Genomic DNA, 18,649 nt, shown 5'->3' with positions numbered 1-18,649 from the left:
AAGTCAAGCCTCGTGGTCCGGTTCGAACCGCCGTCGTACCTCGGGATGTCGTGCGAGTTGCTCGGGATATCCGGGACCGGTGTGCATGGTGGTCTCCTCGGCGCGCAGTGAGTGCCCGCACTCGGCGCAGACGACTTCGGCGTGGGTGTCGTGCCCGCACGATTCGTGGTGCAGCGTGATCGGGGCGCCTTCCTCGCCTGCCAGCCAGCGATCGCCCCAGCGGGTGATCGCCGCGATCACGCCGAAGAAGTCGCGCCCCTTCTCGGTGAGGACGTACTCGTAGCGTTTCGGCTCGTCCGTGTAGGCGCGCTTGATCAGCAGTCCCTCCTCGAGGAGTTTGCCCAGCCGTTCGGTGAGAGTGTTGCGCGGAATTCCGAGCGCGCGCTGAATCTGATCGAACCGGTGGATGCCATAGAACGCCTCGCGCAAGACCAGGAGCGTCCACGAGTCGCCGACGATGTCCGCGGTGCGCGCGATCGAACACGGCCAGTGCGCGAAGGAGAGTCGCTTCATCCCACCACCTGGCCTGACGCACCGAGGACCGCGTAGACCGCCGTGCGGACTCGGTCGGCGACGACCTCCGGGGAGGAGGAGTCGTACTTGCCGTCGAGGTGCAAGAAGGCCAAGCCGTGGACCAGCGCCCAGACGGCCGTTGCCATCCCCTCCGGCTCGGCAGCTGGAAAGGCCTGCTGCACAATATATTTGACGTACTCGTTGATCGCCGCCGCCGCGGCTACCCGTTCGGGACTCGTCGGATCGCAAGGCTCGGCGAACATCACGCGGAACAGTCCCGGACGCGACAGCGCGAACTGGACGTAGGCGATCGCGATCGCGGCGAGGTCCTCGGCGGTGGTCGGCGCGGCATTCGCCGCGGCCAGATGCGCCGCCATGTCGCGATAGCCCACCGCGGCGACGGCGGACAGCAGGGCGGTGCGGTCGGCGAAATGACGGTATGGCGCCGCGGTGGACACGCCGGCGCGCCGTGCTGCGGCGCGAAGCGACAGCTCGCCCGCGCCGCCTTCCTCGAGCAGCTCCACGGTCGCGCGGATCAGCGCGTTGGGTAGATCGCCGTGGTGATACGACGTGGTCGACGTTGCCATGGGTCCAACCTAACAAGTGTTGACATCGCTTACACCTTTCTCTAGTGTAAGCACCGCGCTCATTATGTGAGCACTGCAAACATTCGTGATCGGAGGGAGTTCCCCATGGCGAGCGGTTCAGAGTCGGACGGGTTGTTCTCGCCTCTCCGGCTGCGGTCCGGCCAGGTATTGCGCAACAGGATCGCCAAGGCGGCCATGGAAGAGGGGATGGCCGGGCGAGCGCAGCTGCCCGACGATCGCCTGATCGCGCTGTATCGACGGTGGGGCGCAGGAGGCGCGGGCCTGTTGATCACGGGAAACGTGATGGTGCACGCCGAAGCGCTGACCGGACCGGGCGGCATCGTCCTGGACGCCGACTCGCCGCTGGAGCCGTTCGTGGCGTGGGCGCAGGCCGGTAAGACCGTGGGCGCGGCGATGTGGATGCAGATCAGCCACCCCGGTCGGCAGGTCCAGGCGCGGATGCCCGGAGTCGTCTGGGGGCCTTCGGATATCGCGGTCGATGTGGGCCGCCATTCCAAGCGGTTCGGCCGACCTGTGGCGATGACCCCTGAGCAGATCGACGCCACCATCGCTCGGTTCGTCACCACCGCGGAGCGGGCCGAGCTGGCCGGGTTCGACGGGGTCGAGGTCCACGCCGCGCATGGCTATCTGCTGTCGCAGTTTCTGTCTCCGCTGGTCAACACTCGCACCGACGAGTGGGGAGGCTCGCTGGAAAACCGCGCGCGGCTGCTGCTCGAGATCGTGCGTGCCGTCCGCGACGTGGTGTCGCCGAGTTTCGCCGTCGCGGTGAAACTGAATTCCGCGGACTTCCAGCGCGGTGGCTTCGAGGCCGACGACGCGCACAAGGTGATCGCGATGCTCGCGTCGCTGGGCGTGGACCTCGTCGAGGTGTCCGGCGGCAGTTACGAAAGTCCTGCCATGTCCGGTCGCCCGGCCGATGGGCGCACCGCAGCCCGGGAGGCGTACTTCCTGGAACTGGCCACAGAGCTGGCCGAAACCAGTGCGATACCCCTGATGCTGACAGGCGGGATCTCCCGCCCGGATACCGCTGAGCGAGTGCTGGCGAACAACGTCGCCGTGATCGGCATGGGAACGGCGCTCGCGGCGACTCCCGATCTGCCCAACCGCTGGCGCGAGGGTTTGGCGGCTGCCGGGACCTTGAAACCGGTGACCTGGTCGGACAAGCCGCTTGCGTCCCTCGCCGAAATGGCGCGTGTCCGCTACCAGATGCGCCGGATGGCCGCTGGGAAGAACCCCGCGCTCGGTGTCGGCCCGGTGTTCGCGCTGATCGCGGATCAGCGGGTGCAAGGTCGCGCACTACGTCGTTACTCGCGATGGCTCACGTCGAAGGAACGGCACGAGGCCCGGAAGCCGAGCGCGGCGGCGCTCTGAGCCACGCGTCGGCGATCCGGGCCGCGGCCAAGCCCAACGGCACGTCGCCGTTCGCCGGTTGCCGGATGACCGGGTTGCCCAATCGGGAGGAATTGCCCCAAGACACCATCCGGGCGCGCTCCTCATTTCAAGCAATTCTTTCGGCCTGAACCGCCTCCGGTCCTCCCTCCGGAGGCGTCGCTGAACCCATGGCCTGGATCACAACCCTCGCATTGTTGACAGCGCTTACATCCGCGGCTAACCTCATGTTTGCACTGCAAACATGAGAGCGAGGGAGAGACACCGATGTCATCGACCCATCAGGACACCGTCGAGGTCGACCTGGGTGGCCGCACGGTCACAGTTCCGAAAGGTGGCCTGTACGACCGGTATCGGATGAACACCGATCTCGACGAAGTCGTGCGCGATCCCCGCGTCGGCAGCGTCGACTTCTTCCGGCGGTTGCCCAAGGCGAAGGTCGACTCGCCGATCGGCCCCACGCTCACTCCGAACTTCTACTACCGCATCTCGACGGCCCGGCTCACGATGCTCGCCCGCTCCCGCGCGATCCGTGCTCGCCTGCCGAGAGAGTTGGCGCCGCTGGAGATCGCGCCCGGCCTGGGACTGGTCTCGGTCATGTTCTTTCGCTACGACGTGTGCGACATCGACTTCTACACCGAAGCCGCCGTCGGCATCGCCGTCAGGCCGGCGCGGCACGGCGGACTCGGATTCGTCGACCTGGTCTCCGCTCTGAAGAACGACCACATCAATTCGTACGTGCTGTCCCTGCCGGTCAGCTCCGATATCGCCCAGGTGCGCGGCCACGACGGCTACGGCTTCCCCAAGTGGGTCACCGAGCTCGATGTCGAGATCGATGCCGGTCGAACCGTCGCACGCGTGGCCAACGACGCAGGCGAGACAGACCTCTCGCTCTCGGTCGCCACACCCGCTCAGACCGCGTATCCGACCGGCGAGCGTGTCTCGACACTCACCTCGTACACGTCGATCAACGGTGCGTGGCACTCGACCCTGAGCCAGACGAACGTGCTGTCGGCCGGAAGTGCGCTCCTGCCGAGCAAACTCGACCTCCAGATCGGACGTGGCCGCTTGGCCGACGACCTGCGATCGCTCCAGCCGATGAAAACCGTTCGGCTCGACGTCATGACCGAAGGTCAACTCGCCCTGCACATGCCGGTCCCCACCTCGGTCCCGAGCCGGAACTAGGAACACACGGGGGGTCAGGAAACACCAAGCAACCGAAGGAGAGTGCGATGACCGTGATCGAGCCCGTCCGCGGCTCCGGCCTGCCGTCGTCAGTGAACCCGGCCCGCATCGAGCGACTGACCACACGAGTCACCGCCGCAGCAGACGCCGTACGAGTCACCACCACCGCCCCGTACACCGGCGGCCCGCTGGCCGACCTGCCGGTCTCGACGCCCGCGGACGTCGAGACGGCGTTCACGCGGGCCCGTGCCGCCCAGAGGGCCTGGGCCGCCACGTCCATGCGTGAGCGAATGAAGATCATGCTGCGTTTCCACGACCTCGTACTCGAGCATCAGAACGAGGTACTGGACCTGATGCAGGCCGAAAGCGGCAAGACCCGACGCGACGCGTTCCTCGAAGTCACCGACATCGCGATCACCGCTCGGTACTACGCGCGCAGCGCAGGCAAGCTTCTCGCGCCCACGCGCCGCCGCGGCGCGATCCCGCTGCTGACCCACACCACGGAACTGCGCCACCCCAAGGGCGTCGTTGCCGTCATCTCACCGTGGAACTATCCGTTGAGTATGGCCGCCGGCGACGCGATTCCGGCGCTCATGGCAGGCAACGCCGTCGTCCAGAAGCCGGACACCCAGACCGCGCTCACCGCGCTGTGGGCACTCGATCTGATGCAGCAAGCCGGGTTGCCTGCCGGTGTGTGGCAGATGGTGGTGGGCCGGGGCAGTTCCATCGGCGGCGCGCTGATGGACAACGCCGACTACATGATGTTCACCGGCTCCACCGCCAGCGGACGCCAGATCGCACGCGACGCAGGCGAACGCCTCATCGGGTCATCGCTCGAACTCGGCGGCAAGAACGCCATGCTCGTCCTCGACGACGCCGACATCGATCGCGCCGCCGACGGCGCGATCGCCGCGTGCTTCCCCTCGACCGGCCAGCTCTGTGTCTCCATCGAGCGCATGTACGTCGCCGAGGCCATCCACGACGAATTCGTCGCCGCGTTCGTCGCCCGTACCAAGAAACTCCAGATCGGTGCCGCGTACGACTACAGCCGCGACGTCGGCAGCCTCACCAACCAGACCCAATTGGACACCGTCACAACGCATGTCGAGGACGCCGTCGCCAAGGGCGCGACCGTCCTCGCCGGCGGCAAGGCGCGACCCGATCTCGGGCCGCTGTTCTACGAACCGACCATCCTCGCCGACGTCACCCCCGACATGACGCTGTACGCGCACGAGACCTTCGGCCCGGTCGTCTCGATCTACCCGTACCGCGACGTCGACGATGCGATCGCCCGGGCCAACGCCACGCCGTACGGTCTGAATGCCAGCGTCTGGACCCGCGACGGCGCCAAGGGGCGGGCCGTCGCTGCCCGCCTGCACGCAGGCACGGTCAACGTCAACGACGCCTTCGCCGCCGCGTGGGGAAGCATCGACTCGCCGATGGGCGGCATGGGTGACTCGGGACTCGGTCGTCGCCACGGCGCCGACGGCATCCTCAAATACACCGAGCCGCAAACCGTTGCCCACCAACGCATCCTGGGATTCAACGCGCCGAAAGGCGTCTCGCATCGAGCCTGGGCCGGATTCCTGACCGTCGCGCTGAAAGTCCTGAAGAGAGTCGGCGCTCGCTGAGGCGCCCGCCACATCCTGTTGTTTCCGAAGGAGAACAGACCCGATGACCGCACGCATCGTGCTGCGCTGGCACCGTCACCGGCTCGTCCAGGAACGCACCGGATCCAAGATCCACGGCTTCGAGGTCCGCGGCCGCCGCAGGAACGCCACTCTCGTCTCCGGCACCGAAGTGCTGTTCCTTCCCGCCGATTTTCCCACCCTCGACTCCGTCACCGTCTACAACGGCTGGTTCCCCGCCCTGGCCCGCCCCATCGCGGCGATGTCGGCGATCACCGCGGCCGCGACGCGAATCCCTCTCGGCCGCACGGTGCTCGACGTCGTCACTCGCCCCATGATCGGTCCCCCCGGCGGTCCCGACGCCGCCGAACGCGCACGCACCTGCTCGCACGTCGTCGCGGTCGCCTCCTCCGATGCCGCCCCACCGGCCGAAGTCCACGTCGAAGGCCCGAGCGCGTACAGCTTGACCGGGGAGCTCATGGCCTGGGCCGCACAACATCTCGCCACCACGCCACCCCGCACTGCCGGAGTCGTCGGACCCGTCGAAGCTTTCGGCTTCGACACCCTCCGCGACGGTTGCGCCGAAATCGGACTCACCCCGGTCTGATGCGCGGACCCGATCGGACGGGATGTCGCGAGGTGTGTCCCAGATCTCCGTTTGTGGCAGTCGCCGCCGGGCGTATGGCAAGATCGCCCGGTTCGTAGATCTGTGCACAGGAGGCCTTCGATTGGATCTGCGCTTGGGACCCAAAAGATCTCACCGGATCCGGCGTGCCGCCTTGGCGCTCGCGGTCGGGGCCGGTGTGCTCGGTGCCCCGGTGTCGGCGTCGGCGGAGGACGGTATCGACTCCTACGACGATCGCCTTGCCCAGACGGCGGACACCCCGGCGCTGCAATGGTCCGACTGCAAGGACGGCTTCCAGTGCGCGTCCGCGAAGGTGCCGCTGGATTACAATCAGCCGCACCGTGACCCGATCGAGCTGGCGGTGATCAAACTGCCCGCTACCGATCCGAGTCACCGCATCGGCACCCTGTTCGTCAACTTCGGCGGCCCCGGCCCGTCCGGGGTGGATCGCCTACGGGAACGGGCGCGGTGGCCGTGGCTGTTCTCCGATGAGCTGCGGTCGCGGTTCGATGTGGTCTCCTGGGACACCCGAGCGGTGGCACGCAGCGCGGCGGCGCGCTGTTTTCCGACGGTGGACGAGCAAACGGCATTCCTCGGCTCCATGGCCGAGATGCCTACCACCGCAGCCGAAGAGGGCCCTTTCTACGATTGGTCGAAGGAGTTCGCCGACCGCTGCGAGCAGCAGGCCGGACCGATCCTGCAGCACGCCTCGACCGCCAACACCGCGCGGGATCTGGAACTGTTGCGCCGCGCCGTCGGCGATCCGCAGCTCACCTATCACGGCATTTCCTACGGCACACAGCTCGGCGCGATCTATGCGAACATGTTCCCCGACCGGGTGCGGGCGATGGTGTTCGACGGATCGATGGACTTCGAGGGCAACGTCAACGGCCACGACGGGCAGGGCGCCACCGTTCCGCTGGACACCCGGCAGGGCGTAGCAGACGGCATCGCCGCTACCTTCGAAGCATTCCTGCAGCAGTGTTCCGCGGCGGGGCCGCGCTGCGCGTTCTCGTCCGGTGATCCGAGGATCAAGTGGGCGGTGCTCGCGGAGCGTGCTCGACTGGCACCCATCAAGGTGGAGGGTCAGGCGTGGACGTATTCGGCGATCGTCAATGCCGCAGCCAGTCTTTCGCAGCCGTCCACCTTCCCGGACCTCGCGGTGCTGCTCCAGAAGTTGTTCGACGCGGGCACCACCGTCGCGGGACTGCTACCGGTCGCGCGCGGCGCGTCCTACTTGGGTAACCGCACCGAGGCGTACCACGCGATTCAGTGCACCGACAGCGTCGTCCCGACCGACACCGGCGTCTACAGTCGCGTGGCGGTATCGGAAGATCTGCGGGTGCCGTATTTCGGGCGGGTCGCGGTATTCGGCACCGCGGGCTGTGCCTTCTGGCGCGGCCACGACGCCGACCGATACACCGGACCGTGGAACCGGCGGACCGCCGCGCCGATCCTGGTGCTCAACAGTAGATTCGACCCCGCGACCCCATTGCCCGGCGCTTACGCAGGCGCCGCCCAACTGGCCCACGCCCAAGTGGTGGTGATCGAAGGCGCGGGCCACAGCAGCATGTACGTGCCGAGCACTTGCGCCGAGCGGACCAAACGGGAGTACCTGTTCACCGGCGGGCTGCCACCGGCGGGCACCAGCTGCGTCGCGGACAAGTCGCCCTTCGACTGACCGGCGCCTGCCATCGGTTCGGGGCCGTCGAGCAGGACACACGGCAGTTCGGCCTGCACCGGGGTGAGGTCGTGCACGTACAGTTGAGGTCACGAACTGTCATCAGTCTCGAGCATCTTTGCGCAGGTCAGCACGGCAACGACCGACGATCGGAAGGAGCCCGGCGATGTCGTTTACCGAAGAAGAGATCGACTACCTGCGGACCCAGCGGCTCGCCAGGGTTGCCACCGTCGACCCCGACGGGCAGCCCGACGTGGTCCCGGTGGGCTACGAGTTCGACGGCACGCACATCTACATCGGCGGCCACGACCCGGTGCGGAGCCGCAAGTACCGCAATGTCGAACGCGGCAACCCGAAGGTCGCCGTCGTCATCGACGACCTGGTGTCGACGGATCCGTGGATCCCGCGCTACCTGCGCGTCTACGGAACCGCTGAACTCGTGCAGCGCCAAGGCCAGTTCGGTCCCGGCCCTTACATGCGGATCACGCCCACCGTTTCGTGGAGCTTCAACCTCGCAGGCCGCCCGTTCACCTACGAGGACGTGCGGGTGCAGCGCACCGTCCACACCGCGACCGCCTGACCGCTGACCTCGACGAAAGTGAGAACCCGATGAGCTTCGGCACCCCTTCGGGCACCCGCGGCGCCCGCCAGCCCTCCGGCCGGATCGCTGTGTGGATGAACAAGTTGATGGCAAAACGCCTGCGCCGCAAGGGCGGTGGCAAATTCATGGGCATGGACGCCCTGGTCCTCACGACACTCGGCCGCAAAACCGGCGCCGAGCGCTCCACGCCGGTGGCCTGGTTCCCCGGCGACAACGGCGCCTACCTCATCGTGGCCTCGGCGGCAGGCGCCGCCGCCAACCCCGCCTGGTACTACAACATCGCCGCGAACCCCGACAAGGTCCGCATCGACGTCGGGGGCCGCACCCTCGAAGTGACCGCCGAACAACTCCATGGCGCCGAACACGAGCACGCATGGCGCCAGATCACCACTACCGCACCTCGATTCGCCGGATACCAGGAAAAGACCGACCGCGAGATCCCGGTCATTCGCCTCACGCCCCGATCCAGCTGATCCATCCACCGGCTGTGGCCGGCAACCTCGTGACCGACGTGCTGCGCGGTGCGACCGAGTCGACGACGAGATCCGAGTGCTCGGCTCGAATTTCGACCTCGTCGGGATCCGACACGCGAAAAGGCAATCCTGGTCTACGAATTCGAGTTCGCGCGGATGACCGGGACCGAGCGTTCGAGGCTGTAGGCGTGCACAGCGGTGAGGACCGCGTGCTGATCGGCGACGAGGACAGCCACGGCTGAGTTGCGCAGCAGCTCGTTGACGGCGGCGCGGGAGTCGGTGCCGAAGAGCACCGCGCCGTGGTAGCGGTGTTCGACAGGATTGTGATGCCCGACGCCAGGGGAGACGTCGCTCAGGCGGGTCCACGGCAGAAAGACGTAGGAGCGCAGGTCGCGCGCCCCTGCGTCGAGCAGGGACGGCGCCATGCGGCCGTGCACGAACTCGCGGAAGGCGGACGTACGCACTCCGCGTCGACGGCGCAGCAGCAGCGCCACGTGGTGGTGACAGGTGTCGTCGAAACCCGTTGTCCACCAACGGCCGCCGCCGGGAGCCGTGGGCTGGGTGAGCACACGAGCGAAGACGTTCTGCTCGTCGAGATACACCTCGCGGGCGTGGGCTGCCGTTGCCGGGACGGCGATCGCGCTGCGGAACCGGATCTCCGCGCACCCGTCGAGGCGCCACTGCGGCGGGATGGCGGTGCCGACTCCCGTGCTCGCAGGCCAGTAACCGTGATCGTCGGTGGAGAAGTGTCGCTGGTTGTATTCGATCAGGTGCGGAAGTTTCCTGACCTTCTCGGCGTGGCGGGTCGACCAATACGAGGTTGCGACGTCGCGGGGCAGGTCGCCGCGCAGCATCACGGGCGCGAGCATCGACGTGGTGCGGAGGGGCTTGGTCATCGTCGACTCCTTGGTGGGACGAACGGCCGGGATTGTGTTCACGCGATTCGTGCGGCGGTTTCGGTTCACGTCAGCGAATCGGGCGCCGACGGGGGAGGGGTGGTGTGGGTCGGGGTCACGGTGATGTCTTTCTCGGCGGGGAGAGGGGCAGCGGGGACGGGTTCGTCCGGAAAGCGAGGGCACGCAGTGTGCCCGCAGTCGGCATGAGCGCTGCGTGCCCGGATGAGGAAGGCCGTCTCGATTCAACGTTGTGATGAGATTATCAACACAGCGTTGACTGAGGTCAAGGCGGCATCTAAAGTCGGGACTCGCCGTGGTCGTCGTCACTTGCCGTGACGACAGTGGCTCCGATCACTTCGTGGAGACGGCTTCGAAAGGACAAATCTGCCGTGAGAGCTCCGAGTTCGCGCGTACTCGTCGTATGCGGTGCGCTGCTGGCGGGGGTGGCCTGCGTGGTCGAGTTCGCACTCGTCGAACGCTTCACGCGACTCCCGATCGAGATGCTCGCCGCCGACCCGCCCGATCTGTACGTCGAGTCCGGCCGCAAGCTCGCCTTCGCCGCGACCTACGCTCCGTTCGGCCTCACGGCAGTGGCGCTGACAGCTTTCGGCATGGCAGCCGTACTTCATCGGCAAAGGCGACCGGCGGCCGCCGGTACGGAGCGCGCGAACGCGGGGTGCTCGGTGTTCGCCCTGTCGCCGCAGCCGCAGGAGGGTGTCTCGACAACCGCCGCTGTCAGCGCGGTGACCGGCGCTTCAGCGCTGGTACACCGCTTGCATGTAAATCGAGACAAGGGTGTCGAGGAGCCGGTCCTCCGCCACGGCGGGACCCTGACTGCCGAAGGTGGCGAACAGATTTCGTTCGACCATCCAGCTCAGCGAGGTCGCCAGATCCCGTGCCGGAATCCCCTCGGGCGCGGCGCCGCGACGGCGTTCGGCCTCGATCGCCACCACCCCGTCCTCGATGAACTGCTCCATCACCTGAGACCACAATTCCTGGACCGCGGCGCTGCTGGACAGCGCGGCCGCGCTCGCCGCGGCGGCGGAGCGGTGTGCGGCGAAAGTGGCGACGAACGCGCCGATCGCCGCGCGCCACCCCTGCTCCTCCCCGCGATCCAGAGACAGCAGCGCCTCGCCGCGGCGTTCCCTGGCTTCCTGGACGAGCTTGTCGAGCAGGGACAGCACCACCTGCTCCTTGGAGGCGAAATAGAAGTAGAAGGTCGGCCGCGAGATCCCGGCGCTCCTGGCCAGATCGTCCACCGAGATTTCCGACAGGGGCCGCTCGGCGAGCAGGCGCTCCGCCCCGGCCAGGATCGCGCGCTCGCGGTCGTCACCGCTGATACCGCGCGTCCTACGTCCCCGCGTGGACGGGCTCGGCGTCGGCTCGAGTGCTGAATCCATGGCGGCCAGCTTACTGGCGCCCACTCACCCGGCCCCGCGCAACGAAACCCGCCCGAGGCTCGATTCGGCCAGCCGGGGCGTGTCTCGAAGTGCGGCCCGGATACGGCCTCGGCGTTCCCACCGATTCGACGGGTTGTTTCGGCGCGGACCGGCGCATCACGGCACGAACTCGAATCGCCGTGAAAACTGTGCTCAATCGCCGCGCCGCTGCGCGAACGCCCCCGAATGACGAGCAGCGCTGTGCCGCAACGGCTTTGCCCGTGTGTTCTCGTCGTCGCGCCGCTGACGGCGCCGGGCGGCAGAGAGCCTCTTGACGCTCGAGAGTTTGGAACCACCGCCAGGAGGCATTACCCCTGCGAACGAGCTCGACAAGGAGGTTCGGATGTCGACTGCAGTATGGGTAATCATTGTCGTCATCGCCATTGTCGTCGTCGCGGCTGTTGTCGCGTTCCTGGTGTGGCCTATGTTGCGCAGGCAGCGACTACGTCGCACGTTCGGGCCCGAGTACGACCGGACGATCGAGGAAAGCGAAGACCGCAAGGCCGCCGAGCGCGAACTCAGTGAACGCGAGCGCAGGCACGCGAAACTGCGGTTACGTGAACTGTCGGACGACGAGAAGCGGGTCTACACCACCCGCTGGGTAGAGGTGCAGGAGCGTTTCATCGACGACCCCTCAGGGGCGTTGACCGAGGCCGACCGCCTCGTCACCACGATCATGTCCGAGCGTGGCTACCCCACGGAGAACTACGAGCAGCAGATCGCCGATCTGTCCGTAGAGCACGCCGCTCCGCTGGGTCACTATCGCGCCGCGCACGAGATCGTGACGCGACCCGCGGAATCCGAGGTGTCCACCGAGGACCGTCGCACCGCCATCGTGCACTACCGAGAACTGTTTCAAGACCTGGTCGGCGTGGGCGGCCAGGAGAACAAGGACGTGAAATCATGAGCACCGAGTCCGAGCGGCGACTGCCCGGAGACGGGACGGCGAGAACTGGGGAAACCGGCTCGAAGTCCCAGGATGACAAGTACGGCGCGGGAGCGCCGGAGGCAGGCCGCCGCCAGGGGGCCGACGCGGAGAGGGTCGGTGAATCCGCAGAGGCACGGAACGACACTGAGCGGACCGCGGACCCCGAAGCACGGCGCACCGGCGATACGGTCGAGGCGGACCGTCCCGCTCGCGCGCCGGAGTCCGCGCGTGCGGACACCGCGGCAGGGGAGTCCGCCACCGAACGCGTCGAGTACGCCGGGTCGCGCACCGCCGCGACGTCCGAGCAGGCGACCGCCGCAGGCGGCCAGCCCGTACCGCTGCTCCCCGAAGCCGATTCCGATCGCCTGCGCACGCAGTGGCGGGAGGTCCAGGTCACCTTCGTCGACGATCCGAAAACCGCTGTCGCCCGCGCCGACGACCTGGTCAGCGGCACCATGGACCAGATGATCGCCACCTGCCAGCAGCGCAAGCACGACCTCGACGAGCGGCGCGGCGACACGTCGGACACCGAAGACCTCCGGCAGGCGCTGCGCGGCTACAAGGAGTTCTTCGACCAGTTGCTGTCGACGGGCGCCTAGCCGGACGGGCGACTCCACATCGGTCACCAGGAAGTGATCGGTGTTGTGGATCTCGACGAACTGCTGCGGGCCCTGCGCGGTCGGCGGGATGCCGAACGGGAGCGCTTCACGCGCCCCGCGGAAGCCTGCGGCCTGGGGTCATGCGGCGGGGTCGATGAGGATCTTGCCTTCCACCTGGCCGTCGGCGAGTCGGTCGAGTGATGCGCCTAAGTGGTCGAGTCCCACTGGTGTCTCGGCGAATTCGTTTCCCAGCAGCGGGCTGGTGGCGAGGATTTGCAATGCGGCAGGCAGGTCGTTGTCGCAGACGTGCGCGAGTGTGGTGTCGAGGGTGATCTCGCGAAAGATCATCGAGTGCAGGTCGAGCGCGGGCTTCTCCTTGGGAATCCCGATGGCTTGCACCCGGCCGCCATCGACAACCATCTCGAGCGCTGCCGCCAGTTGTCCCGGCGCGCCGCTCGCCTCGATGACAACATCGGGTTTGCGGCCTCGGAGAGCGTCGGTGACTTCGGCGGCGATGGTCTGCGATGGTGGGAGGCAGCGGTCGGCTCCCAGCCGCGCCGCGCGTTCGAGGCGGCTACCGGGGAAGTCGATGACGGTGATGTCGAAGTCGCCGAGGTGTGCGAGGCCTGCGAGGACGAACGAGCCGATGGCTCCGGCGCCGATGACGACGATACGGTCGCCGTCGCGTGCCCCGGCTCGTCGGGCTGCGTGGATGCCGACCGCGAGTGGTTGCGCGAGTCCGGCATGGTCCAGGGGCACACCACTGGGCAACTGGCGCAACGCTTTCGAGGGCACCGCCACGTATTCGGCCATGCCGCCGTCGACGTTGAGTCCTAACGTCTTGTACCGCGCGCATTGGTTCGTTCGGCCTTCACGGCATCTCCGGCAGGTCCCGCACCAGACTCCGGCGCCACTGGCGACGAGGCTGCCCGGCGGGAGCTCGGAGTCCGGGTCGGCTTCGACGATCTCACCGACGAACTCGTGGCCTGGAATGATGGGCCCGAGGTGGCCGCTGTGTTGGTGGCGGCGTTCGACGGGATAGATTCTCGGACCGGCCACCCATTCGGAAGCGTCTGTCCCGCAGATACCCGAACGCAACACTCGGACGAGCGCCTCACCTTCACCAGGCGTCGGGATGTCTACTTCTTCGAGCCGAATGTCGCGGGCGCCGTAGTACACAGCGGCTTTCATCGTCGGTGGCACAGGAGTTTTCCTCTCGGTTGGTTCGGCACCGGGCCGGTCGGCGCCGTGGCGTGCCGACCGGCCCGGGAACGGGACTCACACCGTGGTTGGCGCGCCGTCTCGCGGATCGGTGATGCGTTCGGAGACAACGCTGTCGGTGGTCGCTCCGGTGCGGGGCAGCATCATCGCGACCAGTGCGGCGAGGGCGAAGAACCCGGCGCACACGAGGAGCCCACCGCTGAATCCGATGGTGGTGGCAAGGCCGGCGAGCGCGAACGGCGCCAACGCGGACACCCCGCGGCCGACGTTGAAACAGAATCCGGCGCCTGTGGCCCGAGCCCTCGTCGGGAACAGTTCGCCCAGGTAGGAGCCGAACAGGCCGAAGAATGCGGTGAACACGCCGAACAGCGGACCCAGCCACAGCAGCGTGCTCTGATGGGTGGTGACCGCGTAGACCGGCAATGTCAGCGAGACCCCGAGCAAGGTCAGGATGATCGTCCGGTGACGGCCGATGTGGTCGGCGAGGAAGCCGAATCCGTTGTATCCGGCGAACATTCCCAGGTTCAGGATCGTCATGAACACCGCTACCGAGCTCGATGGCAGATCACGCTCGGTGGTGAGGTAGGTGGGCAACCAGGTCGTGGCACCCCAGTAGCCGAACAGCGCCAGGGCCGCCATGAGGGTACCCAGCAGTGTCCTGCGGCGCAGCGACGAGCCGAGGACGTCGCGGACCGAGACGACATCGCCTGTGTTGTCGGCCTTGTGGGCTGCCCAGCGGGCGGATTCGGTGAAAAAGATGAGGACCACGAGGACCGGGAGCGCGACGGCGGCGCCTGCCACCAGGAACATCAGGCGCCAGTCGGGCAGGAACTGGCCGGAAATGGTGGCTGCCATCGCGCCACCGGCAGGGAAGGCACTGATCACGAACGCCGCCGCACGACCCCGGCTCTTCTCCGGCCAGGTCTCGACCACATACGCCGAGACCACACTCCACACCGCGCCGAGCCCGATGCCGGCGAGGAACCGCAGCAGCAGGAACATTTCATAGTTCGGCACGACGGCGATCGCCGCGGTGAAGACGCCGAAGGTGACCAGCGAGGCGATGAGCGCCTTCTTGCGCCCGAAGTTGTCGGCCACGTATCCGCCCAGGACACTGCTGACGCCGATGCCGATCAGCGTGGCGGTGGCCAGTAGTCCACCTTGGGTGGCCGAAAGGCCCATGTCCTTGCGTATCGTCGGTAGCGCCATGGACAGCAGAACTATCTCCAGGGCATCGAACAGGTAGGCGAGGAAACACCCGCTGAGCACGATCCAACGAGTACGTCGCATCGTCGCACCTCCATTGTGAGCCGCTGCGGCGAATGCCCTTGCAGCAGTGAAACTTCGATCGCGGGGAACGGGGTTCCCCGCAGGGGCAGGTCCGGTATCGAGTCGCGGCACGTCAGTGGAGAACTGGACGGTGAGTGACTGCGGCACCGATCGATTCGGGCCTCGGAGGCTCCGGTCGGCTGAGTGTCCGGGCTGTGGAATTGCCCGGCGGAATTGTCGATTGCCGTGGTGGACAGCCGATTACGGGCGGCTGCGCTTTCCCGCGGCAACGGTGCGGTTCGGCACCGAAGTGCTAACGACCGTCGTGGGTGGCGAGAATCAGGTCGAAAGCGATGCTCGCCCAGCCTGTTTCGGGATGTGACCCGTCTGGGGCGGGGCCGTCGAGGTGGTGGATTGCTTCGACCACAAGGTCTTGCTTCACCCCGAAGACCGCGTCACAGCCGAGGTACGGGTCGCCCGCGACGAAGATGTGCGTGATCAGGGTCCGGAACCCGGAGGCGGTGACCATGAAATGGAGGTGAGCAGGCCGCATCGGGCCGCGGGCGGTCGCCGCCAGCAGGTCTCCGACCGGACCGTCGTGCGGGATCGGGTACGGCGCGGGCAGCACCGACCAGAATCGGTACTCGCCGTTCTCACCCGACCGCAGCCATCCGCGGCCTGCCGAGCGGCCGTCGGGGTACTGGACGTCGTAGAAGCCGTCCTGGTCGGCTTCCCATACCTCGATGCGCGCTCCGTCGATCGGTTCTCCGGTGACCGACCGAACCTGGCCTGACACATAGCAGCGGATCCCGGACGCGCCGCGAGCGATGTCGCCACCGAGCGGTACTTCGGGGGCCGTGTCGACGAAGAAGGGACCGAACACCGTCGATTCGGTGGCGCCGGGTGCGGATGGTTCGTTGATGGCGACGGTCAGCATGGACAGGCCGAGCACGTCGGACAACAGAATGAACTCCTGGCGGTGCTCGTCGGTGATATGCCCGGCGCGGGTGAGGAACTCGATCGCCGTCTCCCACTCGCGTTCGCTGAGCCGGACGTCTCGGGCGAAGGCGTGCAGGTGCCGTACGAGGCTATGCATCACCTCACGCAGCCGGGGATCGGGCGTGGCGTCGAAGCTGGCGAGAACTTCTTCGGTGACGGCTTGTTCCCGGTCGGCGGCGACGATGTGGTCGGTGGTCATGGCGTGTGCCTTGCTAGGTCGGATCCGGCCCATGCCGCGTGCAGAATCGCGCGGAGACCGGCTGGTGTGACAGGGGTGGGGTTGTCGGCCGGGGCAATCGCCAGGATGTCTTCGATCACGGCCTCGATATCGGCTTCGGTCATGCCGAGGTCGCGCAACCCGGCCGGGACGCCGAGCTTCTCGCCCACTTCGCGCAGCCCGTCGACGAAGCCGGATCGGCCGAGTGCACGGCTGATCCGGTCGGCGGCCTCGGGTGCGTTCGGGGCGTTGTAGGCCAGCACATGCGGCAGGACGATCGCGTGTGTTTGCGCGTGGGGCAGATCGAACGCGCCGCCGAGGACGTGGCAGATCTTGTGGTGCAGCCCCGAGCCGGCCACGGCGAATGCCGATCCAGCGAGGTAGGCGCCGAGTAGTAGCTCGGTGCGGGTAGCGGGGTCTGTCGGCGTGGTGGCAATCGTCGCCAAGCCGTTGGCGAGGTGGCGGATGCCGTCTTCCGCGACAGCGCTCGACACCGGATTGCGCCCGGGCGCCCAGAACGCTTCGACGCAGTGCGCCACCGCGTTGAGGCCGCTGGCGGCGGAGAGCTCTACGGGCAGTGACAACGTCAGCTCGGGGTCGTAGACCACTGTCTTCGGCAGGACCCGTCGATCGGTCCCCGTGGTCTTGCGGCCCTTGTCGGTCATTCCCCACACGGGCGTGACCTCCGACCCCGCATAGGTTGTCGGTACGGCGATGATCGGCAGAGCGGTGGTCAGCGCGACGGCCTTGGCTGTTCCTGTCGTAGAGCCGCCTCCGACGGACAGCACCAGGTCGGCCTCGGCCGCTGCTTCACGAGCGAGCTCGGCGACGTCCACCGGAACATGTGGGCGCACACCAGAAAAGGTCTCGATGAGCCGGTCGGCGAAGGGGGCGCACAGCCGCGTCGCGGTTTCGCCTTCCGGGCCGGAGGAGATGAGGAGAATACGTTCGGCTCCGAGAAGGTCGACCTCGCCGAGCAGTTCGGTGCGCGCGGCGCCTGCGCCGAAGACGACGCGACCGGGTAGTCCGTCGTAGGTGAAGGTCGTCATCGGATGTCTCCCGGGATGACCGTCGGCTGGTAGGCGAGGAGCAGCCAGCCGGCGCCTTCGCGCACCCACACCGCCAGTGCGCGGTTGGCCAGCTGCTTGCGCACTCCGCCCGCGGTGATATCGGCGTGCATCTCACCGAGGACGACAGCGGTGTCGTCCGCGACGACGATTCGTGTCACCGGGTGATCGATGCGGTGATAGACGTAGTGGCCCGAGCGGAGCTTGTCGAGGTAGCTGTCGAGGGTGTCGACATCGGCGTTGGAGTGGGTGTAGACGAGGGACGGGTGGGCCAGTGCGGCGAACCGTTCGATGTCTCCTGCCAGCACCGCGGCGTAGCGTTCGTCCTCGAGCGACCGAATGGTCGACTCGATCTCCGCTGTGGCGGTGGTGGTTTCGCCGCTCATCGGCTTGCTCCTGTCTGCTGAGGGGTGGAGAGGGTTCCGCGAAGTGGCGCACGACTGCGGCGGCGCAGCGCGGTGAGAATTCGGGCCATGTCCGCCTGGCCCAGCCCGTCGGCGATGGCGTCGTCGAGCACGGCGAGCGCGGCTTCGGATCCCGGCAGGGTGAGCCCGTGTCGATGGGCGAGGTCGAGGGCGAGGCCGAGGTCCTTACGGATGAGCGACACCGGCGCCGCGACGGGTGCGGCGTCCGGCGCCAGATACGCCTGCTGTTTGTAGCCGACGTAGGGGGCGCCCGCTGCGCTGTTGCGCAGGATGTCGTAGAAGGTCGCCAGATCGAGATCGCCCGCTTCGGCAAGTAGAAGTCCTTCTGCGACAGCCTGACTCAGTCCGGCGAGCACCGCGTTGACCGCGAGCTTGGCCGCCGACCCCGAACCGACCGGGCCTGCGTGGAACTGGGCCGCGGTCATCGCGGCCAGCACTGGGCGAACCCGCTCGTACTGTTCGGGGGTAGCGCCGACCATCGTTGTGATGGCAGCGGTTTCGGCCATCGACACACTGCCCGACACCGGCGCGTCGATCAGTTCCAGCTGCGGTCGGCCTGCCAGTTCGCGCACGACTTCGGGGCCGACAGTGCCCATCACGATGTGCAGGTGGCCGGCGGCCACCTCGCGCAAGCCGTCGACGACCAGTGCGCGCGTGGATTCGCCATCGGGCAGCATGCTGATCGACAGAGGCACCACGGCGAGTTCGTCGACCGAATAGAGAACGGTTACTCCCTCTGGGGCTCGCTCGACCGCGGGATCGTAGGCGAGAACGGTGTGGCCCGCCCGTGCCAGGTGCGCGGCCATCGGCCGGCCCATCCGTCCCAGTCCCGCGAATCCGATCAGCACGGCTGCCCCTCACCGGCCTCCGACGAGTGCGAATCGGC

General features: G+C 67.4%; 19 protein-coding genes. 9 read left to right on the top strand and 10 right to left on the bottom strand.

The features are described from left to right. Window positions 1–3: 3 nt before the first annotated feature. Window positions 4–513: a winged helix-turn-helix transcriptional regulator gene (locus tag ACRWNM_RS21490; protein ID WP_431969844.1), complete on the bottom strand. Its 510-nt coding sequence runs from the start codon at window positions 511–513 to the stop codon at window positions 4–6. Then, on the bottom strand, window positions 510–1,100 hold the full coding sequence (locus tag ACRWNM_RS21485) for a TetR/AcrR family transcriptional regulator (RefSeq protein ID WP_431969843.1): 591 nt from the start codon (window positions 1,098–1,100) through the stop codon (window positions 510–512). The genes ACRWNM_RS21490 and ACRWNM_RS21485 overlap by 4 nt, the downstream gene beginning before the upstream one ends. A 105-nt stretch (window positions 1,101–1,205) precedes the next feature. On the opposite strand from ACRWNM_RS21485, the gene ACRWNM_RS21480 reads away from it, so the two are divergent. The 7 genes from ACRWNM_RS21480 (at window position 1,206) to ACRWNM_RS21450 (ending at window position 8,703) form a co-directional block, all read left to right on the top strand. Then, window positions 1,206–2,492 (top strand): NADH:flavin oxidoreductase/NADH oxidase family protein, encoded by a 1,287-nt coding sequence (locus ACRWNM_RS21480; RefSeq protein WP_431969842.1) that lies wholly within the window; start codon window positions 1,206–1,208, stop codon window positions 2,490–2,492. Window positions 2,493–2,777: 285 nt separating this feature from the next. Continuing rightward, the gene (locus ACRWNM_RS21475; RefSeq protein WP_431969841.1) at window positions 2,778–3,695 is read left to right on the top strand and encodes an acetoacetate decarboxylase family protein; all 918 of its coding nucleotides are present in this window, start codon (window positions 2,778–2,780) and stop codon (window positions 3,693–3,695) included. A gap of 47 nt (window positions 3,696–3,742) precedes the next feature. Then, a complete protein-coding gene (locus ACRWNM_RS21470; protein WP_431969840.1) occupies window positions 3,743–5,326 on the top strand; it encodes a succinic semialdehyde dehydrogenase in 1,584 nt (527 codons plus the stop codon). A 43-nt stretch (window positions 5,327–5,369) separates the two neighbouring features. Continuing rightward, entirely contained in the window at window positions 5,370–5,930 is a 561-nt protein-coding gene (locus ACRWNM_RS21465) for a hypothetical protein (RefSeq protein ID WP_431969839.1), read from the top strand. A gap of 133 nt (window positions 5,931–6,063) precedes the next feature. After that, window positions 6,064–7,629 (top strand): alpha/beta hydrolase, encoded by a 1,566-nt coding sequence (locus tag ACRWNM_RS21460; RefSeq protein WP_431969838.1) that lies wholly within the window; start codon window positions 6,064–6,066, stop codon window positions 7,627–7,629. Window positions 7,630–7,795: 166 nt separating this feature from the next. Next, window positions 7,796–8,209, top strand: coding sequence for a PPOX class F420-dependent oxidoreductase (locus tag ACRWNM_RS21455; RefSeq protein WP_431969837.1), 414 nt, complete (start codon window positions 7,796–7,798; stop codon window positions 8,207–8,209). 29 nt (window positions 8,210–8,238) lie between these two features. Beyond that, on the top strand, window positions 8,239–8,703 hold the full coding sequence (locus tag ACRWNM_RS21450; RefSeq protein WP_431969836.1) for a nitroreductase/quinone reductase family protein: 465 nt from the start codon (window positions 8,239–8,241) through the stop codon (window positions 8,701–8,703). A gap of 134 nt (window positions 8,704–8,837) precedes the next feature. Here the strand turns inward: ACRWNM_RS21450 and ACRWNM_RS21445 are convergent, their stop codons facing one another. Both ACRWNM_RS21445 and ACRWNM_RS21440 read right to left on the bottom strand, forming a co-directional pair. Continuing rightward, window positions 8,838–9,599, bottom strand: coding sequence for a hypothetical protein (locus ACRWNM_RS21445; RefSeq protein WP_431969835.1), 762 nt, complete (start codon window positions 9,597–9,599; stop codon window positions 8,838–8,840). 755 nt (window positions 9,600–10,354) lie between these two features. Continuing rightward, window positions 10,355–10,999, bottom strand: a complete 645-nt coding sequence (locus ACRWNM_RS21440) for a TetR/AcrR family transcriptional regulator (RefSeq protein ID WP_431969834.1) — start codon at window positions 10,997–10,999, stop codon at window positions 10,355–10,357. Between the two features lie 382 nt (window positions 11,000–11,381). Here ACRWNM_RS21440 and ACRWNM_RS21435 point away from each other — a divergent pair, with 382 nt between their 5' ends. Continuing rightward, entirely contained in the window at window positions 11,382–11,945 is a 564-nt protein-coding gene (locus ACRWNM_RS21435; protein ID WP_431969833.1) for a hypothetical protein, read from the top strand. Continuing rightward, window positions 11,942–12,565: a hypothetical protein gene (locus ACRWNM_RS21430; protein ID WP_431969832.1), complete on the top strand. Its 624-nt coding sequence runs from the start codon at window positions 11,942–11,944 to the stop codon at window positions 12,563–12,565. The genes ACRWNM_RS21435 and ACRWNM_RS21430 overlap by 4 nt, the downstream gene beginning before the upstream one ends. Window positions 12,566–12,703: 138 nt before the next feature. Here the strand turns inward: ACRWNM_RS21430 and ACRWNM_RS21425 are convergent, their stop codons facing one another. From ACRWNM_RS21425 to ACRWNM_RS21400, 6 genes are all read right to left on the bottom strand, one after another. Continuing rightward, entirely contained in the window at window positions 12,704–13,756 is a 1,053-nt protein-coding gene (locus ACRWNM_RS21425; protein ID WP_431970012.1) for a zinc-dependent alcohol dehydrogenase, read from the bottom strand. Between the two features lie 87 nt (window positions 13,757–13,843). Further along, entirely contained in the window at window positions 13,844–15,076 is a 1,233-nt protein-coding gene (locus tag ACRWNM_RS21420; protein ID WP_431969831.1) for an MFS transporter, read from the bottom strand. A gap of 292 nt (window positions 15,077–15,368) precedes the next feature. Next, window positions 15,369–16,253 (bottom strand): dioxygenase, encoded by an 885-nt coding sequence (locus ACRWNM_RS21415; RefSeq protein WP_431969830.1) that lies wholly within the window; start codon window positions 16,251–16,253, stop codon window positions 15,369–15,371. After that, window positions 16,250–17,320 (bottom strand): maleylacetate reductase, encoded by a 1,071-nt coding sequence (locus tag ACRWNM_RS21410; protein WP_431969829.1) that lies wholly within the window; start codon window positions 17,318–17,320, stop codon window positions 16,250–16,252. The genes ACRWNM_RS21415 and ACRWNM_RS21410 overlap by 4 nt, the downstream gene beginning before the upstream one ends. Beyond that, window positions 17,317–17,724 (bottom strand): nuclear transport factor 2 family protein, encoded by a 408-nt coding sequence (locus ACRWNM_RS21405; protein WP_431969828.1) that lies wholly within the window; start codon window positions 17,722–17,724, stop codon window positions 17,317–17,319. The genes ACRWNM_RS21410 and ACRWNM_RS21405 overlap by 4 nt, the downstream gene beginning before the upstream one ends. After that, entirely contained in the window at window positions 17,721–18,611 is an 891-nt protein-coding gene (locus tag ACRWNM_RS21400) for an NAD(P)-dependent oxidoreductase (protein WP_431969827.1), read from the bottom strand. Before ACRWNM_RS21400 ends, ACRWNM_RS21405 begins: the two co-directional genes overlap by 4 nt. Window positions 18,612–18,649 lie beyond the last annotated feature (38 nt).

Origin of the sequence: Nocardia sp. bgisy134 (assembly GCF_965341865.1) — a bacterium.
GTDB lineage: Bacteria > Actinomycetota > Actinomycetes > Mycobacteriales > Mycobacteriaceae > Nocardia.
This window is presented reverse-complemented; position numbering and strand designations above follow the sequence as displayed.

What these genes read in the sequence shown, in the direction of transcription:
- ACRWNM_RS21445 (WP_431969835.1), bottom strand. Translation starts at nt 9,599, where the DNA reads ATGACCAAGCCCCTCCGCACCACGTCGATGCTCGCGCCCGTGATGCTG.
- ACRWNM_RS21420 (WP_431969831.1), bottom strand. Translation starts at nt 15,076, where the DNA reads ATGCGACGTACTCGTTGGATCGTGCTCAGCGGGTGTTTCCTCGCCTAC.
- ACRWNM_RS21485 (WP_431969843.1), bottom strand. Translation starts at nt 1,100, where the DNA reads ATGGCAACGTCGACCACGTCGTATCACCACGGCGATCTACCCAACGCG.
- ACRWNM_RS21410 (WP_431969829.1), bottom strand. Translation starts at nt 17,320, where the DNA reads ATGACGACCTTCACCTACGACGGACTACCCGGTCGCGTCGTCTTCGGC.
- ACRWNM_RS21465 (WP_431969839.1), top strand. Translation starts at nt 5,370, where the DNA reads ATGACCGCACGCATCGTGCTGCGCTGGCACCGTCACCGGCTCGTCCAG.
- ACRWNM_RS21490 (WP_431969844.1), bottom strand. Translation starts at nt 513, where the DNA reads ATGAAGCGACTCTCCTTCGCGCACTGGCCGTGTTCGATCGCGCGCACC.
- ACRWNM_RS21435 (WP_431969833.1), top strand. Translation starts at nt 11,382, where the DNA reads ATGTCGACTGCAGTATGGGTAATCATTGTCGTCATCGCCATTGTCGTC.
- ACRWNM_RS21405 (WP_431969828.1), bottom strand. Translation starts at nt 17,724, where the DNA reads ATGAGCGGCGAAACCACCACCGCCACAGCGGAGATCGAGTCGACCATT.
- ACRWNM_RS21450 (WP_431969836.1), top strand. Translation starts at nt 8,239, where the DNA reads ATGAGCTTCGGCACCCCTTCGGGCACCCGCGGCGCCCGCCAGCCCTCC.
- ACRWNM_RS21470 (WP_431969840.1), top strand. Translation starts at nt 3,743, where the DNA reads ATGACCGTGATCGAGCCCGTCCGCGGCTCCGGCCTGCCGTCGTCAGTG.
- ACRWNM_RS21440 (WP_431969834.1), bottom strand. Translation starts at nt 10,999, where the DNA reads ATGGATTCAGCACTCGAGCCGACGCCGAGCCCGTCCACGCGGGGACGT.
- ACRWNM_RS21425 (WP_431970012.1), bottom strand. Translation starts at nt 13,756, where the DNA reads ATGAAAGCCGCTGTGTACTACGGCGCCCGCGACATTCGGCTCGAAGAA.
- ACRWNM_RS21430 (WP_431969832.1), top strand. Translation starts at nt 11,942, where the DNA reads ATGAGCACCGAGTCCGAGCGGCGACTGCCCGGAGACGGGACGGCGAGA.
- ACRWNM_RS21415 (WP_431969830.1), bottom strand. Translation starts at nt 16,253, where the DNA reads ATGACCACCGACCACATCGTCGCCGCCGACCGGGAACAAGCCGTCACC.
- ACRWNM_RS21475 (WP_431969841.1), top strand. Translation starts at nt 2,778, where the DNA reads ATGTCATCGACCCATCAGGACACCGTCGAGGTCGACCTGGGTGGCCGC.
- ACRWNM_RS21455 (WP_431969837.1), top strand. Translation starts at nt 7,796, where the DNA reads ATGTCGTTTACCGAAGAAGAGATCGACTACCTGCGGACCCAGCGGCTC.
- ACRWNM_RS21480 (WP_431969842.1), top strand. Translation starts at nt 1,206, where the DNA reads ATGGCGAGCGGTTCAGAGTCGGACGGGTTGTTCTCGCCTCTCCGGCTG.